The 14,892-nt window shown below is 69.7% G+C and carries 10 protein-coding genes and 2 pseudogenes; 4 read left to right on the top strand and 8 right to left on the bottom strand.

What is annotated here, in order from left to right:
* Positions 1-171 precede the first annotated feature (171 nt).
* On the top strand, positions 172-1,290 hold the full coding sequence (locus ABIE67_RS29430; protein ID WP_370263980.1) for a hypothetical protein: 1,119 nt from the start codon (positions 172-174) through the stop codon (positions 1,288-1,290).
* Between the two features lie 387 nt (positions 1,291-1,677).
* On the opposite strand, the gene msrA is transcribed toward ABIE67_RS29430, so the two are convergent.
* Positions 1,678-2,190 (bottom strand): peptide-methionine (S)-S-oxide reductase MsrA, encoded by a 513-nt coding sequence (gene msrA / locus ABIE67_RS29425; protein ID WP_370263975.1) that lies wholly within the window; start codon positions 2,188-2,190, stop codon positions 1,678-1,680.
* 235 nt (positions 2,191-2,425) lie between these two features.
* Here msrA and ABIE67_RS29420 point away from each other — a divergent pair, with 235 nt between their 5' ends.
* Positions 2,426-2,890 carry an SRPBCC family protein gene (locus tag ABIE67_RS29420; RefSeq protein WP_370263971.1) on the top strand — a complete coding sequence of 155 codons (465 nt, stop codon included), beginning with the start codon at positions 2,426-2,428 and terminating at the stop codon, positions 2,888-2,890.
* 83 nt (positions 2,891-2,973) lie between these two features.
* On the opposite strand, the gene ABIE67_RS29415 is transcribed toward ABIE67_RS29420, so the two are convergent.
* Entirely contained in the window at positions 2,974-3,942 is a 969-nt protein-coding gene (locus ABIE67_RS29415; protein ID WP_370263969.1) for a helix-turn-helix domain-containing protein, read from the bottom strand.
* A gap of 154 nt (positions 3,943-4,096) precedes the next feature.
* On the opposite strand from ABIE67_RS29415, the pseudogene ABIE67_RS29410 reads away from it, so the two are divergent.
* A pseudogene (locus ABIE67_RS29410) lies at positions 4,097-5,056 on the top strand (NAD(P)-dependent alcohol dehydrogenase); the annotation flags it as partial.
* 102 nt (positions 5,057-5,158) lie between these two features.
* Here the strand turns inward: ABIE67_RS29410 and ABIE67_RS29405 are convergent.
* Positions 5,159-5,729, bottom strand: a pseudogene (locus ABIE67_RS29405) (FecCD family ABC transporter permease); the annotation flags it as partial.
* A gap of 220 nt (positions 5,730-5,949) precedes the next feature.
* On the opposite strand from ABIE67_RS29405, the gene ABIE67_RS29400 reads away from it, so the two are divergent.
* Positions 5,950-6,333 carry a VOC family protein gene (locus ABIE67_RS29400; protein WP_370263967.1) on the top strand — a complete coding sequence of 128 codons (384 nt, stop codon included), beginning with the start codon at positions 5,950-5,952 and terminating at the stop codon, positions 6,331-6,333.
* A 10-nt stretch (positions 6,334-6,343) separates the two neighbouring features.
* Here ABIE67_RS29400 and ABIE67_RS29395 read toward each other — a convergent pair whose 3' ends face one another.
* The 5 genes from ABIE67_RS29395 to ABIE67_RS29375 all read right to left on the bottom strand — a co-directional run bounded on the left by ABIE67_RS29395 (position 6,344) and on the right by ABIE67_RS29375 (position 14,866).
* A complete protein-coding gene (locus tag ABIE67_RS29395) occupies positions 6,344-7,114 on the bottom strand; it encodes a group II truncated hemoglobin (protein ID WP_370263965.1) in 771 nt (256 codons plus the stop codon).
* Between the two features lie 139 nt (positions 7,115-7,253).
* Positions 7,254-10,490, bottom strand: a complete 3,237-nt coding sequence (locus tag ABIE67_RS29390; RefSeq protein WP_370269067.1) for a S8 family serine peptidase — start codon at positions 10,488-10,490, stop codon at positions 7,254-7,256.
* A 266-nt stretch (positions 10,491-10,756) separates the two neighbouring features.
* Positions 10,757-11,440 (bottom strand): ABC transporter ATP-binding protein, encoded by a 684-nt coding sequence (locus ABIE67_RS29385; protein ID WP_370263963.1) that lies wholly within the window; start codon positions 11,438-11,440, stop codon positions 10,757-10,759.
* Positions 11,441-11,984: 544 nt separating this feature from the next.
* The gene (locus tag ABIE67_RS29380) at positions 11,985-13,457 is read right to left on the bottom strand and encodes an ABC transporter permease (protein ID WP_370263961.1); all 1,473 of its coding nucleotides are present in this window, start codon (positions 13,455-13,457) and stop codon (positions 11,985-11,987) included.
* A gap of 158 nt (positions 13,458-13,615) precedes the next feature.
* Positions 13,616-14,866: an Ig-like domain-containing protein gene (locus ABIE67_RS29375; protein WP_370263959.1), complete on the bottom strand. Its 1,251-nt coding sequence runs from the start codon at positions 14,864-14,866 to the stop codon at positions 13,616-13,618.
* Positions 14,867-14,892: the final 26 nt, after the last annotated feature.

Raw genomic sequence — 14,892 nt, 5'->3', positions numbered from 1 at the left:
ACCCCCCACCCACCGAAACAGGCCGCCGCAGGCACCCCCGCCCAACCGCCGAGACAGGCCGCCGCAGGCACCCCCCGCCCCCCACCGAGACGGGCCGCCGCAGGCACCCCCCACCCAACCGCCGCAGGCACCCGTTGGCCAATTGTCAGCGGCGTCTGGAACGCTGGAGGCATGGAGATTCTCTGGGTCCTGATCGCGCTGCTCATGATCGGCTTCGTGCTGGTGCCGCTCATGCGGCGCAGGCGGGGCATGATCGAGCAGGTCCCGCCGGGCCACCCCGACGCCGCGGACCCGGCGAACTACGGCTTCGTACCGCAGGAAGAGCTGGACGTACGCATGCCCGGCCCCGACCAGGACCTGCTGGACGTCCTGGACCTGGTGCAGCGCACGCAGGACTACAAGGCGGCGTCCCAGCTGCTCGCCGGCACCGAGGCGGAGGGCGAGCTGCGCTGGCAGCGCGTGCAGGCCTTCGCCGGTGCCGCGTCGCTGGAGCTGCAGCAGCGCCCTGGCGGCGTCAGTGAGTCGCCGGGCGGGCAGTGGCTGCGGGTGTGGCGGACCGAGCAGCCCAAGGACGCGGGCGGAGCGGCCGTACACGCGGAGTTCCTGGTGCAGCAGGCGTGGCGGACGGCGACACCGGGCACGGACGAGTTCCGGATCATCATGGAGGAGGCGAGGTCGGCGTGCGGCGACGCGGCGCTGCTGGCCCCCGGTGACCCGATCCCGTACATCATCGAGCTGTCAGTGGCCCGCGGACTGGCCTACCCCCGCCCGGAGTTCGAGCAGCTCTGGCTGAAGATCCTGGACCGGGCCCCGGCCCACATGGGCGCGCACCTGGCGGCCCTGCACTACTGGTGCGAGAAGTGGCACGGCTCGCGCCGGCTGGCGTACGACTTCGCGGAGGCGGCGGCGGCCCGCGCCCCCCAGGGTTCCCTCCTCGCCGCCATGCCGCTCTTCGCGGTCTTCGAGCACCTGCCCGAGGTGAACCTGGTCAGCGGCTTCTACCAGAGCGAGGTCGTGACGAAGGCGATCCACGGCGCGCTGTTCGCGGTGCACGCGGCCCGCCACGACGACCCGATGCTCGCGCACGTACGCCACCTGCTCGTCTTCTTCCTGGTCCGCGGCGAGCGCTGGGCGGAGGCCATGAACCAGCTGATACACGTCGACGGCCACGTCGGCGCCCTCCCCTGGACGCTCTCCCCGGACCCGGCGGCGGAGTTCGCGGTCTACCGAGCGCTGGCGGTCGCGGGCTACGAGGCCAACGGCGGCAGCCCGGCGACGTTGCCGCACTGAGCCACACGCGCGCTGTCGGCGGCGCGGGACGGTATCCGAGGATCGGGCCGTACGTTGACGGGTGTACCGCCCACGAGGAAGGAAGCCGCCGACGGCGCGTACGTGAGTTCTGCTCCGGGCTGTTCTCAGACGGCAAGGCCACCCTCGTCACACTCGCAGCAGTGGGCAGCTTCCTCTCAGGACTGGTGGCGCTCATACCTGGCGTCGCCGCCTGAGAAGACGGGCACGGCCCCGGCAGAGCGTCAAGCCAGGTGACCTGTCCCGACTGAGTCCCGCTGCGCGCTCCCTTCCCGCACAGCGGGGCACCGCAGGTCCCGCTGAGCAAGCACGGCCCGGCTGCGGAGTCTCTGCCGGTCAGCCTCCGGCGTCCGCCGGGCCGCCTCGCGGTCAGCCCTCGGCGCGGGCGGGCAGCCGCCATCCCGGGCGAGGGAAGTGGCAGGTGTAGCCGTCCGGGTAGCGCTGCAGGTAGTCCTGGTGCTCGGGCTCGGCCTCCCAGAAGGGTCCCACCGGCTCCACCTCGGTGACGACCTTGCCCGGCCACAGGCCGGAGGCGTCCACATCCGCGATCGTGTCCTCGGCGATCCGCTTCTGCTCGTCGTCCACGTAGTAGATCGCCGAGCGGTAGCTGAGGCCGATGTCGTTGCCCTGACGGTTCCTGGTGCTCGGGTCGTGGATCTGGAAGAAGAACTCCAGGAGCGCGCGGAAGTCGGTCTTCGCGGGGTCGAAAAGGATCTCGATGGCCTCCGCGTGCGTGCCGTGGTCACGGTACGTCGCGTTCGGCACGTCACCCCCGGTGTATCCCACCCGGGTGGCCGTCACGCCCGGAAGCCTGCGGATCAGCTCTTCCATCCCCCAGAAGCATCCGCCCGCCAGCACGGCCCTCTGCGTCTGCGCAGCCATCACGGCCCTCCCATGTCTCTCTGCTCGGTCACTCGGGCTGCTCTGCCCGCACACCCACCGGCGTCCCATGCCCACCCTCCTCAACGCGCCAGGGTTCCGAGCGATTCCGGGCCCGTCCGACGGGCCGGCGACAGAGGGGCGGAGCACCGGCCGACGCAGTCGTCTCACCTGGTGGCCGGGGGGGCAGGCGCTCGGTCGTCGGGCGGCTGTCGGACCCTGCTGCTTTCATGGGGGCATGACCAGCAGAAGCGTCGTCGTCGAGCGGCGTATCGCCGCGGGCCAAGGGCCGCTGTGGGAGGCCTTGACCGACCTGGAGGACATGCCGCACGTACTCAGCGGTGTCACGCGCGTCGAGGTCCTCACGGCTGGAGCCTTCGGCGTCGGTACGCGGTGGCGGGAGACGCGGCGCATGTTCGGCAAGGAGGCCACCGAGGAGATGTGGGTGACCGCCAGCGAACCGCCCGAGCGCTATGTGGTGGAGGCCGAGTCGCACGGCACCCACTACGTCTCGGAATGGCAGCTGCGGGCGGACGGCCCGTCGGCGACGACGGTCCGGATGACGTTCACGGGCGTGGCCTCCGGCGGCGTCACCGGCCTGCTCGCCAGGATTCTGGGCGGCGTGGGCGCACGGGCGGTGAGCCGAGCCGTCGCGAAGGATCTGGACGACGTCGCCGTGGCGGTCGAGGGCCGCAGAGGCTGACCCGCACACCGTCACACCGGGCATACCCGCAACGCCAACAGACCCGCAGACCCACAGACCCGCACACCCCTGGACCTCACGCCCTACGGCGCCGCGGTCCCCGGCCCCGTAGAAGTCGCCGCCTTCGTCGCGTCCGCCCCCCAGCTGGCCAGCAGCCGCAAGGCATCCGCCGACGGCGACCCCGGCTCCGCGTGGTACGTGAGCAGGACCTGTTCGGTGCCGTCGGACAGGCGGAACGACTCGAAGTTCAAGGTCAGCTCGCCCACCAGCGGATGCCGGAGGTGTTTGACGCCGTAGCTCTTCTCCTTGACGTCGTGCGTGGCCCAGAGCCGGCGGAACTCCTCGCTCTTGAGGGAGAGTTCGCCGACGAGGGCCGACAGGAGCGGGTCGTCGGAATGGCAGCCCGCGTCCATGCGCAGATAGCTGACCATGTCGGACGCCTTCTGGTCCCACTCCACGAACAGCTCGCGGTACTCGGGCCTCAGGAACACCATCCGGGCCCAGTTCCGCTCCTTTACCGGCAGCTCCGACCAGTCACCGAAGAGCGCCGCCGCCATCCGGTTCCAGGCGAGGATGTCCGAGCGCCGGCCCGAGATGTACGCGGGCACGTGGTCGATCGAGTCCAGGAGCTGCGCCAGCGCCGGCCGCACGTGCTCCGCCCGCGCCGCCGGCTTCTTCTTGTGCTGTTTCGGCTTGGCGAGGTGCGCGAGGTGGGCGTGCTCGGCGTCGCTCAGCCGCAGCGCCCGCGCGATCGCGTCGAGGACCTCAGCCGAGACGTTCCGCCCGTTGCCCTGCTCCAGGCGCGTGTAGTACGCCACGGACACGCCGGCCAGCTGCGCCAGCTCCTCGCGCCGCAGCCCCGGCACCCGGCGCCGCCCGAAGTGCGGCAGCCCGACGTCCTCCGGCTGCAGCCGGGCGCGGCGGGTGCGCAGAAACTCGCTGAGCTCGGCACGCGGGTCCAGACCGCCACCGGGACCGGTGCCAGTGCCAGTGCCGGCGCCGGCACCGGTCCCGGTGGCGGGTCCCGTAACGGATTCGGGCTTTTCGTCCATGCCTCAAGTATTCCCGGTCGTACGCACACGAGCCTGACCCCGCCAGTGGTAGGACCGGCGGACGTACGTACAACCGAGGTCTGGGTAGCTCCGGCGCGTTCCAGCAGGCTGGTGACCGTGCCCGGACCAGAAAGCACGAAGGCAGAAGGCAGCCGGGCACGACGTGCTGATCGACATCAAGTTCGCGGGCATCTGCCACTCCGACATCCACCAGGCCCAGGAGGGCTGGGGCGAGGCGATCTTCCCGATGGTTCCCGGCCACGAGATCGCGGGCATCATCTCCGAGGTCGGCCCGGGCGTCACGAAGTACCAGGTCGGCGACCGCGTGGGCGTCGGCTGCCTGGTCGACTCCTGCCGTGAGTGCGACAACTGCAAGGCCGGCCTGGAGCAGCACTGCACCGGCGGCTCGGTCGGCACATACAACGCCGTCGGCAAGGACGGCGAGCCCACCTACGGCGGCTACTCGCAGAAGGTCGTCGTCGACGAGAACTTCGTCGTCCGCATCCCCGAGGGCCTGTCCCTGGACGTCGCCGCACCGCTGCTGTGCGCGGGCATCACCACCTACTCGCCGCTCAAGCACTGGGGCGCGGGCCCGGGCAAGAAGGTCGCCGTGATCGGCCTGGGCGGGCTCGGCCACATGGGCGTCAAGATCGCGCACGCGCTCGGCGCCGAGGTCACGGTCCTGTCGCAGTCGCTGCGCAAGAAGGACGACGGCCTGAAGCTGGGCGCCGACCACTACTACGCGACCAGTGACCCGAAGACGTTCGAGGAGCTGGCCGGCTCCTTCGACCTGATCCTCTCCACGGTGTCGGCGCCGCTGGACTTCGGCGCCTACCTCAGCCTGCTCAGGACGGGCGGCGCCCTGGTGAACGTGGGCGCCCCGGAGGAGCCCGTCGCCCTGAACCTGTTCTCGCTCATCGGCGGCAACAAGACCCTCGCCGGCTCGATGATCGGCGGCATCGCCGAGACCCAGGAGATGCTGGACTTCTGCGCCGAGCACGGCCTCGGCGCCGAGATCGAGCTGATCGGCGCGGACCAGATCAACGAGGCGTACGAGCGGGTGCAGAACAGCGATGTGCGGTACCGGTTCGTGATCGACACGGCGACGATCTGACACAGCGACGACCTGACGTGGCGACGCCCGACGCCGACGGCCTGAGCGGCCGGCCGCGTCACCGCAGACCGAGGGCCCCGGAGCCGCACTGCTCCGGGGCCCTCAGCGCGTCGCCGTACGGCGCCCCAGGAGCCAGAGCAGATACGGCCCGCCGACCAGCGCGGTGAGCGCGCCGACCGGGATCTCCAGCGGGGGCAGGAGGTTACGGGCCGCGAGATCGGCGGCGACCAGGACGACCGCGCCCGTCAACGCCGCGTTGAGGATCGGGAGTTGGGGCGTGCGGGTGAGTCGCCGGGCCAGCTGCGGCGCGGTCAGTGCCACGAACCCGATCGGCCCCGCGGCCCCGGTCGCCACGGCGGCGAGGACCTCGCCGAGAACGGTGAGCCCGAGCCGCACCCGGTCCACCCGTACGCCGAGTCCGGCCGCGGTCTCGGGATCGAGCCCGAGCGGCCGCAGCGCCCGGCTCGCCCACAGCAGGGCGGGCAGGGCGGACCAGTACGACGACCAGCGGCTCCGCCTGCTCCCACCCGCGCCCGTTGAGGCTCCCGGTCAGCCACAGCTTGACCTGCTCGGCGGCCTCCGGTTCGGTGTCGGTGAGATAGAGCTGCACCACGGCCGACAGCGCGACACCGATACCGACGCCGGTCAGCACGAACCTGCTCGGCTGCATGCCGCCCACGACTGCACGCACGACGATCCGCGACTACGAGACGACCACTAAGGTGAGCCTTACCTTAACCCGGTCGATCGAATCCGGAGCGGTCGGCTCCGGGAGGCCCAGTACCGGAGGAGTAGGGCCACCCCCTCCTCAGGACCGATGTGCCGCGCGGCGGCCCCTGCCTAGCGTGAGGTCAGGAGCCCGACCGAACCGTGCACACGAGGAGGCAGCCCCGATGACCGTCCAGCTCAACCACACCATCGTCGCCGCGCACAACAAGAAGGCGTCGGCCCGGTTTCTCGCCGACATCCTGGGCCTGGAGGTGAGCCCGCAGTACGGCCCGTTCATGCCGGTCGAGATCCCCAACGGTGTGACCCTGGACTACATGGACGCGCCCGACACCATCACGCCGCAGCATTACGCGTTCCTGGTGTCGGAGGACGACTTCGACACGATCTTCGGCCGGATCCGGGAGGCCGGCCTGACGTACTGGGCCGACCCGCACCACCGCCGCGCCGGCGAGATCAACCACAACGACGGCGGCCGCGGCACGTACTTCGAGGACCCGAACGGCCACAACCTGGAGATCCTGACAAGGCCGTACGGCAGCGGCGGCTGACGCCGGCCCGTCATCCCCGGTACGGCGGTGCGGCACCCCAGTTCCACCGCGGCACCGGCTGCTCCGCAGGCGGTACCGCGTCCGGTCCCGAGAAGTACACCGCCAGCCGCGTCCCCCACTCCACGTACGCCAGGAACGCCGAGCGGAACTCCGCGTCCGTCGGCAGGCCCGCCTCGTCCGCGGCGTCCTGGACGAGGTTGATCCAGCGGCGGCGCTGGGGCTCGGTGATGCCGCGGCCCATGTGCTTGGCGACCATGTGGCCGTGACCGCCCTGGGTCTCCGAGTAGGCGGGCGGGCCGCCGAAGACCTCGCCGAGCCAGAGGGCCACGTGCTCCGCGTGGGCCGGGTCCAGACCCGCGAAGAGCGGGGCCAGCAGGTCGTCCTTGAGAACCTTGTCGTAGAAGACCGACGTCAGGCGGGCGAAGGCCTCCGCACCGCCCGCCCAGGCGTACAGGGTGGGCACCGACGCGCCCGCGCCACGGACCACCGTCGGCTTGTAGTGGCGCATCTCCTGGATGTAGGGGATGTACGGGCGGATCTCGGCGAGGAAGTCGGGGAACAGCTCCGACTCGCGGAAGCCCTCCATGTGGTCCCGCGTCGATGTCCAGGTGATCCGCAGGACGTAGTGCTCGAAGTCCTCCTCGCAGCGGGCCAGTTCGTAGTCGACGCAGTGCGGGGACGCGGCCAGCTGGGCCGCGGCGCGGGTGTAGGCGGCCAGGAACTCCGCCGACTGCTGCTCGGGGATGTGGTACCGGATGTATTCCACCGTGTGAGCCGTCATGGCCTCACGGAAACACGAACGCCCGCCGGAAGCTGCACTTCCGGCGGGCGGTTCGCTCACGGCCTATTTCACGTCGTACGGGCTACTTCACGTCGTACGGGCTACTTCACGTCGTACGGGCTGCTTCCCGTCGTACGGCCTACTTCCCGTAGTACGCGTTGTAGATCGAGATCGTCGACTTGTTGCCCTTCTTGTCGGCGATCTTGGCGTGGAAGGAGACGGCCTTCCCCTTCGCCGGGTTCTTCACGGTGATCTTGCCGTTCCTGACCTCGAGCTTCTTCCAGGTCTGGCCGTAGTCGTACGACACGTACACGTGCAGCGACTTCAGGTTGCTGCCCGCGGCCGCGCCCACGACGGTGACCGGGAACGTCACCTTCCTGTCGGCCTCGACCCGGCTGTCCAGGCCCGTCTTGGCGTTGAAGCGGACCGCGGAGGCCGGGAGCATGACCTGGTCGGTGGACGGCTTCTTGGAGCGGAAGGTCCAGCTCGCGTCGATCCGGGTGGAGGCCGCCGCGACCTTGACGCTCCGCTTGACCGAGGTCGTCAGCTTGTACTCGGCGTCCCCGGCCGGGACGTCGAAGGGCTCACCGAACAGCGGGTCGCTGTTGGTGCCGATCTTGGTGCCGTTGCGGTACAGGTTGGTGGTCACCGCGGTGAACTCGGACGTGCCCGCGTGCTTGTTGGCGTCGGCGACCAGCGGCAGTGAGCCGTAGATCTGGTTGCCCTCGCGGAACAGGCCCAGGTCCTTGTTGAGGTGCGGGCCGAAGACCGCCGTGTTGAAGGTCTTCGCGTAGCTCTGGCCCGCCTTGAAGGTCTGCGGAGTGCCCAGCGTGTAGAACGCGTCGACGATCGGGAAGCCGTCCGCGTCCTGGCCGGCACGCTGCTCGAAGTCGAACGTCCACTGGACCTTCTCCGACGTCGACAGGTACACCGTCCGCGAGCCCGGCAGCTTCTGCTCGACCGGCGTGGTGAACACGACGTCCGTGGGGAAGACCCCCACCGGCATCAGCACCCCGGTCTTGCCCGGAGCCGCGGCACCCAGGTTGTTCTTCACCTTGGCCAGCTCGCCCGCCTTGAAGTGGCGGACCTTGTCGCCCTGGATCTTCTTGACCTTGGCGGTGGTGGCGACGTCGTACTCGGTGCCGGCGCCCTTGGTCCACTGTCCGTTCCAGGTCTGGGTGAGACCGCTCGCGATCTCCGGGCCCAGATGCGCCAGCCGCAGGTTGGCGTAGGAGTCGAGACCGACGCCGACGCCGACGCCCGCCGCGTCGTAGTAGTAGTTCGTGCTGGCGAGCACCTGCTTGGCCTGGGCGTCCGGCACCGTGATGTCGGCCGACCTGGTCCTACGGGCGTCGACCGTCACCGAGGTGTTCTTGGTGACGCTCAGCTTCGGCTGGACCAGCCAGTCCAGGCCGCCCTCCAGGTTCACCCAGTCCTTGGCGATCCAGGCGTCCAGCAGATACGTGCCCTTGGGCAGCCGCATCTTCGTGCTGCCGGACTCGGCGAGCGGCACCTGGTAGCCCCGGTCCTTCGCCAGACCGGAGTAGCCGAACAGGTCCGTGATGTACTCCGGAGCCGGCTTGCCGTCCTTGCCGATGTGCTGGACGGTGACGTCGTATGACTCGATCTCGCGCTGTACCGCGGCGGCCGTGCGGACGCTCTGCCCGTCGCCCGTCGCCGTCACATACGCGGAGTAGGTGCCGTCGACCGTGCCGCCCAGCCTGGTGTCGACGGTGAAGTCGACGGAGGCCTTGCCGCCCGCCGGGACCGTCACCTTCGTCGCGCCGAGCTTGAAGAAGCCCGCGGGAGCCGCCTGGCCGTTGGGGTTGGTGGCCGTCGCGGCCAGCGTGAGCGTGACGTCCTTCGTACCGAGGTTGCGGTACGTCAGCTCCTTGCCGACCGGCTTGTCGTCGGTGTGCGGCCACTGCTGCGTGCCGAAGCTCACCGACGCCGGGTCGGCGATCACGGTCTGCTTGATGGCCTTGTCGACCTGGATCCGGCCGGAACCCTGCTGGAACGGCGTGTACTTGCCGCCCTTGGTGGAACCGGTCAGGGCGCCCTTAAGTTCGAGGTACGTCCAGTCCGGGTGCTGCTGCTTGAGGATCGCCGCCGCGCCCGCGACATGCGGGGTCGCCATCGACGTACCGTCGATGGTCAGGTAGCCGGGCGGGTTCTCGCCGACCTCCTGCTCGATGAGGCTGCCCTTGGCGGACGCGGCCGTGATGGCCACGCCCGGCGCGGTCACGTCGGGCTTGATCGCGCCGTCGCCGAGCCGCGGGCCGGTGCTGGAGAAGGGCGCGAGGACGTCCTTGTCGTCGACGGCACCGACCGTGAGCGCGGCGTCCGCGCTGCCGGGCGAACCGACCGACTCCGGCCCGGAGTTGCCCGCCGCGATCGCGAACAGGATCCCCTTCTCGGCGGACAGCTTGTTGACCGCCGCCTCCAGCGGGTCGATCTCCGGGGTGTCGCCGGCGCCCAGACTCATGTTGACGATCTGGGCGCCCTGCTCGGCGGCCCACTCCATGCCGGCGAGGATGCCGGAGTCGTCACCGGAGCCGGTGTCGTCGAGGACCTTGCCGGCGAGGATGTCGGCGCCGGGCGCCACACCCTTGTACTTGCCGCCGGACTTGGCGCCGGTGCCGGCCGCGATGGACGCGACGTGCGTGCCGTGGCCGACCTTGTCGTCCGTGGTGGCGGCGGGGGTGAAGTTCTTGGCCGCGATCACCTGGTCCTTGAGGTCCGGGTGGGTGGCGTCGACGCCGGTGTCCAGGACGGCGATCTTGACGCCCTTGCCGTCGTAGCCGGCCGACCACGCCTTGGGGGCGCCGATCTGCGCCACGGACTTGTCGAGGCTGGCCTTGCGGACGCCGTCGAGCCAGACGTGCGCGATGCCTGAGGCCGTCCGGTCGCCGTTGGTGAGCGCGTCCCACAGTTCGGGCGTGTCCTGGTGCGGGGTCTGCACCGCGTCCGCGTTCAGGGACTTCAGGGTCCGGCGGAGCTTGCCCGCGTCACGGACGTCGGCCTTGGCGCCGGCGGCTCCGCCCCGGTAGCCGACGATGACCTTCAGGCCCTTGGCCTGGGAGGTGCGGGTCGCCGACTTGTTGAGCTCGGTGATGTCGAACAGCCGCTGGTCGAGCTTGCCGCCGGCGACCAGCCGCGCCGCGTCGGCCGGGATCACGAGCGTGTGCCCGCCCGTCTTCCGGATCTTCACGGGTATGTGCTCGCGTCCCTTCGCCCGCTCCAGGCCGACCACACGGCCCTTGGAGTCGACGGACACCCGGTCACCCGTGATCAGGGTGATGCGGTGGGGGGACGTGAGCGAATCAGCGGCGCCCGACGGGCGCTGCTCGGGTTCGGCCGACGCCGGGCTGGTCATTCCCGCGGCGAGGGCGACGGCGGCCGCCGTGGCGACAGAGGCCGCGCATACTCTTTTGACTTGTCTGCGCAAGTTTCCCCCTTGCAGAAGGTCCGGGCGAATTCCCGTTCGCCCGGCCGGGGGAGGTCACGTACGCATGCGCGTCACCCCCCGGAATAGGCAGTATGCCGAGGGGTGATCAGGCACCTCAATACATGAGAAGAAGGTAAGAAGCGCGCTGGCGGACTGTTACGAGACGGCGCGAACTCCGTTACGCAGTCGTCGGGTTACGCCCCCGCGTTCTCCTTGACACTGATGCGCCCCTTGCGGATGGTCGCCACCCGCGGGGCCTTTTTCGCGATCGCCGAGTCGTGGGTGACCATGATGAAAGTCAACCCGAGTTCCTTCCACATGCGTTCGAGTACGTCCATGATTTCGTCGCGCATCGATTCGTCGAGGTTTCCGGTGGGTTCGTCGGCGAGCAGCACCTTGGGTTGCTTGACGAGTGCGCGGGCGATGGCGACGCGCTGCTGCTGTCCGCCGGACATCTCGGACGGCAGATGTCCGAGCCGCTCCCCCAGCCCGACGGAGTTCAGCGCTTGGGCGGCCCGCTCGCGCCGCTCCTTCGCCTTGACGCCGAGGGGGACGAGGGCGGTCTCGACGTTCTCCTGGGCGGTGAGGGTGGGGATGAGGTTGAAGGACTGGAAGACGAAGCCGATGTTCTCGCTGCGGACCTTTGTCAGGCGGGCTTCGGAGAGCTTGGCCAAGTCGGTGCCGTCCAGGACGACTTCACCTGCGGTGGGCCGGTCGAGGCCGCCGAGCATCTGGAGGAGGGTGGACTTGCCGCCGCCGGTGGGGCCCTGGATGACGAGGCGGTCCCCGTCGGCGATGGTGAGGTCGACTCCGTCGAGGGCGTGGACTGTGTCCTTGCCTCGGGTGTAGCGCTTGGTGACGTTTCTGAGGTCGTACATGGTGGGTGCTCCCGGGTGGGGTGGAGTCGGGCAGGGTGAGGTTCGGGGGTAGTTCGCATCGGTTTCGGCTGCGGGTGCGTGGGGGCTGGTCGCGCAGTTCCCCGCGCCCCTATGGGGTTGCAGGCCCGTCGGTCGTAGCTGCGGGGCGTCGCAATTCACTTCGGCTGCGGGTACATGGGGGCTGAGCGCGCAGCTCCCCGCGCCCCTAAGGGGGTTGCAGGCCCGCCGGTCGTAGCTGCGGGGCGTCGCAATTCACTTCGGCTGCGGGTGCATGGCGGCTGAGCGCGCAGCTCCCCGCGCCCCTAAGGGGGTTGCAGGCCCGCCGGTCGTAGCTGCGGGGCGTCGCAATTCACTTCGGCTGCGGGTGCATGGCGGCTGAGCGCGCAGTTCCCCGCGCCCCCGAGGGGGTTGCGGGTCCGTCGGCTATAGCTGCGGGGCGGTGCGCTTGCCTGGCTGGCTGTGTGGTCGGCGGGGCTGCAACCCCCAGGGGCGCGGGGAACTGCGCGACCAGCCCCCCACCACCCGCAGCCGAAGTCCCCCCGCCCTACTCGACGCGCCGCAGTGCGTCGGCCGGGCGGAGTCGGGAGGCGCGCCAGCCGCCGAAGGCGCCTGCTATGAGCCCGCCCGTCACCGCGAGGCCGACCGCGAGGGCAACCGTCGTGAGGCTGACCGGCGCGGTCAGGGCGACGTCCAGCGTCGTGGACGCCGTCTGCCGACCAGGGCCGCCCCCGAAGCCGCCACCCCCCGGGCCGCCGCCCGTGCCGCCCCCGCCGCCCAACTGAGCCTGCAGCGTCGGGCTGATCGCGGTCACGACGTACGCCCCGGCGAGCCCGATCGCGATACCCAGCGCACCGCCGAGCAGCCCGTTGACGATCGCCTCGCCGACCACCTGCCGGGTCACCCGCCCCGACTTCCACCCCAGCGCCTTCAGCGTGCCGAACTCCCGCACCCGGCGCGAGACGGCCGAGGAGGTGAGCAGACCGGCGACCAGGAACGCCGCCACCAGCACCGCGATGGACAGCCACTTGCCCACGCTCGTCGCCAGCGAGGACGCCGTGGACAGGGAGCCGGACACCGTGTCCGCGAGGTCCGCCGAGGTCGTCACCGTCGTACCGGAGATGTTCTTCTGGATCGTCGACTTGACGGAGTCGATCCGCTGGGAGTCGGTCGCCTTGACGTAGATCGTGGTGACCTTGTCCTTGGCGTCGGCGAGCGTCTGCGCCTGCTTCAGCGGGATGTAGAGGTTGGCCGCCGCGTCCCCGCTGTCGGGCGTGGCGATGCCGATCACCTTGAACTTGGTGCCCTTGATGGTGACCGTCGAGCCGACCTTGAGCTTCTTCTCCTTGGCGTAGGAGGTGTCGGCCACGACCATCTTGGCGTTGGTCTCCGTCGTCTTGAACGTACGGCCGCTGGTGATCTTCGACGAGGTCAGCGGGCCGAGCGCCGGCTTGGTGACGTCGGCGCCGTAGACGGAGTAGTTGTTGACGTCGAAGTCGGCGCCCCCGCCGCGTACTTCGCCCTGCGGCTGCTGTCCCGTGCCGCCACCGCCCTGGCCGGGGCCGCCGCCCTGCTGGCCACCGGTGCTCTGGTCCTGCTGGAACTGACCCCGCGTGAACTGCCCGCTGACCTTGACGACCTGAAGGCTCAGTCCGCCGACGGCGTCCGAAACACCGTCCTGCGAGCCGACCTTGGTGACGGTCGAGCTCGCGAGCGTCTGGAAGCCCTGGACCATGACGCGGTCGGTGGACTGCTCCTCGTCGGAGCCGTCGTCCCGCGCGTCGAACTGGAAGCGCGGCCGCTCGGAGCTGTTCGCGGCCGGCTCGGCGGCCTTGGTGACGGTCATGTCCGTGCCCAGGCCGTACAGGGACTGCAGGACCTTGTCCTGGGCCTTGCTCATGCCGGAGGACACGGAGGTGACCACGATGACCAGCGCGATACCCAGCGCGAGTCCGGAGGCGACGACGAGGGCCGCCTTTCTGCGGCGGCGCAGCTCGCGCCTCAGGTAGGTGAAGAACATGCGCCGCAAGCTAGGGACGGCGCGTGATGAAGGGATAAGGCCGGAATAAGAGGAGGATGAGAAGGCTGAGACCGGCCTCGGAAACACCGATGCCGCCCCTGAGGGCGGCATCGGCTCTGTATGAGGGAGCTGTGGGGCGACTGTGCCCGGCGGGTCGGTCAGACCGCCGAACCGGCCTTCCACTGCGCCCAGTCCATGTTCCAGCCGTTGAGGCCGTTGTCCGGGGCGATGGTCTTGTCTCCGGTGTTCTGGACGACCACGACGTCACCGACGATGGAGTTGTTGTAGAACCAGTAGCCCGCGGTGCCCTTGTCGTTGGCGCCCTTGGTGTCGGACAGGCCCACGCAGCCGTGGCTGGTGTTCACGCTGCCGAAGATGGACTTGGCGCCCCAGTAGTTGCCGTGCACGAAGGTGCCGGAGGTGGACAGGCGGATGGCGTGCGGCACGTCCTTGATGTCGTACTCGCCCTTGCCGTCGTCGTCCGTGAAGCCGACGGTCGCGCCGTTCATGCGCGTCTCCTTGAACTTCTCGGACATGACCATGATGCCTTCGTAGGTCTTGTTGTCCGGCGAACCCGCGGAGATCGGGATCGTCTTGATGGTCTTGCCGTCCTGCGTGACCTTCATCTGCTTGGTCTTCGCGTCGACGTACGAGATCTGGTTGCGGCCGATCTTGAAGGTGACCGTCTTCTCCTGGACGCCGTAGACACCCTCGGCGCCCTCGACGCCGTCCAGGGCCATCTTGAGGGTGACGGTCGAGCCGCCCTTCCAGTACTCGTCGGGCCGGCAGTCCATGCGGGTGTCGTTGAACCAGTGGCAGACCACTTCCTGGCCGCTGGTGCTGGAGACGGTGATGCCCTTCTGGACGGCCGCCTTGTTGGTGATCGACTTGTCGAAGTTGATCGACACGGGCATACCGACGCCGACGGTGGAGCCGTCCTCCGGCGTGAAGTAGCCGAGGAAGCTGTTGTTCGGGGAGACCGTGGTGAAGGAGGCGTTCTCGTGGGCCTCCAGGCCCTTGGAGTCCTTCGCGGTCACGGCGACCTTGTAGGTCGTCGAGCGCTCCAGCTGGGCGCTGGGCTTCCAGCTGGTCCTGTCCGCGGATATCTCGCCCTCGACCGCGGCGCCCTCGGCGGTCGTCATCGTCACCTCGGTGAGCGTGCCCTTGCTCACGGTGACGGCGGCGGAGTTGTTGATGGAGGCGTTGTCGGTGCCGTCCTCGGGCGTGATCTTGATCTGCGCCGCGGAGGTCTTCTTCGCCGCCGCCTCGTCGACCTTGGACTGCGAGGTGTCGCCGCCGTCGCTGCCGGAGGCGTTGTCGTCGCCGCCGGAGCAGGCCGAGAGCACCAGGACACCGCCGAGCAGCGCGGACGCGACCGTCAGGCCCTTGCGCCGCTTACTGTTCGTCATCACACGCTTCTCCATCTGTTCCCGAA

The sequence above is a fragment of the Streptomyces sp. V4I8 genome (assembly GCF_041261225.1).
Taxonomy (GTDB): Bacteria; Actinomycetota; Actinomycetes; order Streptomycetales; family Streptomycetaceae; genus Streptomyces.
The sequence above is the reverse complement of the archived record's forward strand: the minus strand, read 5'-3'. Positions and strand labels throughout refer to the sequence as shown.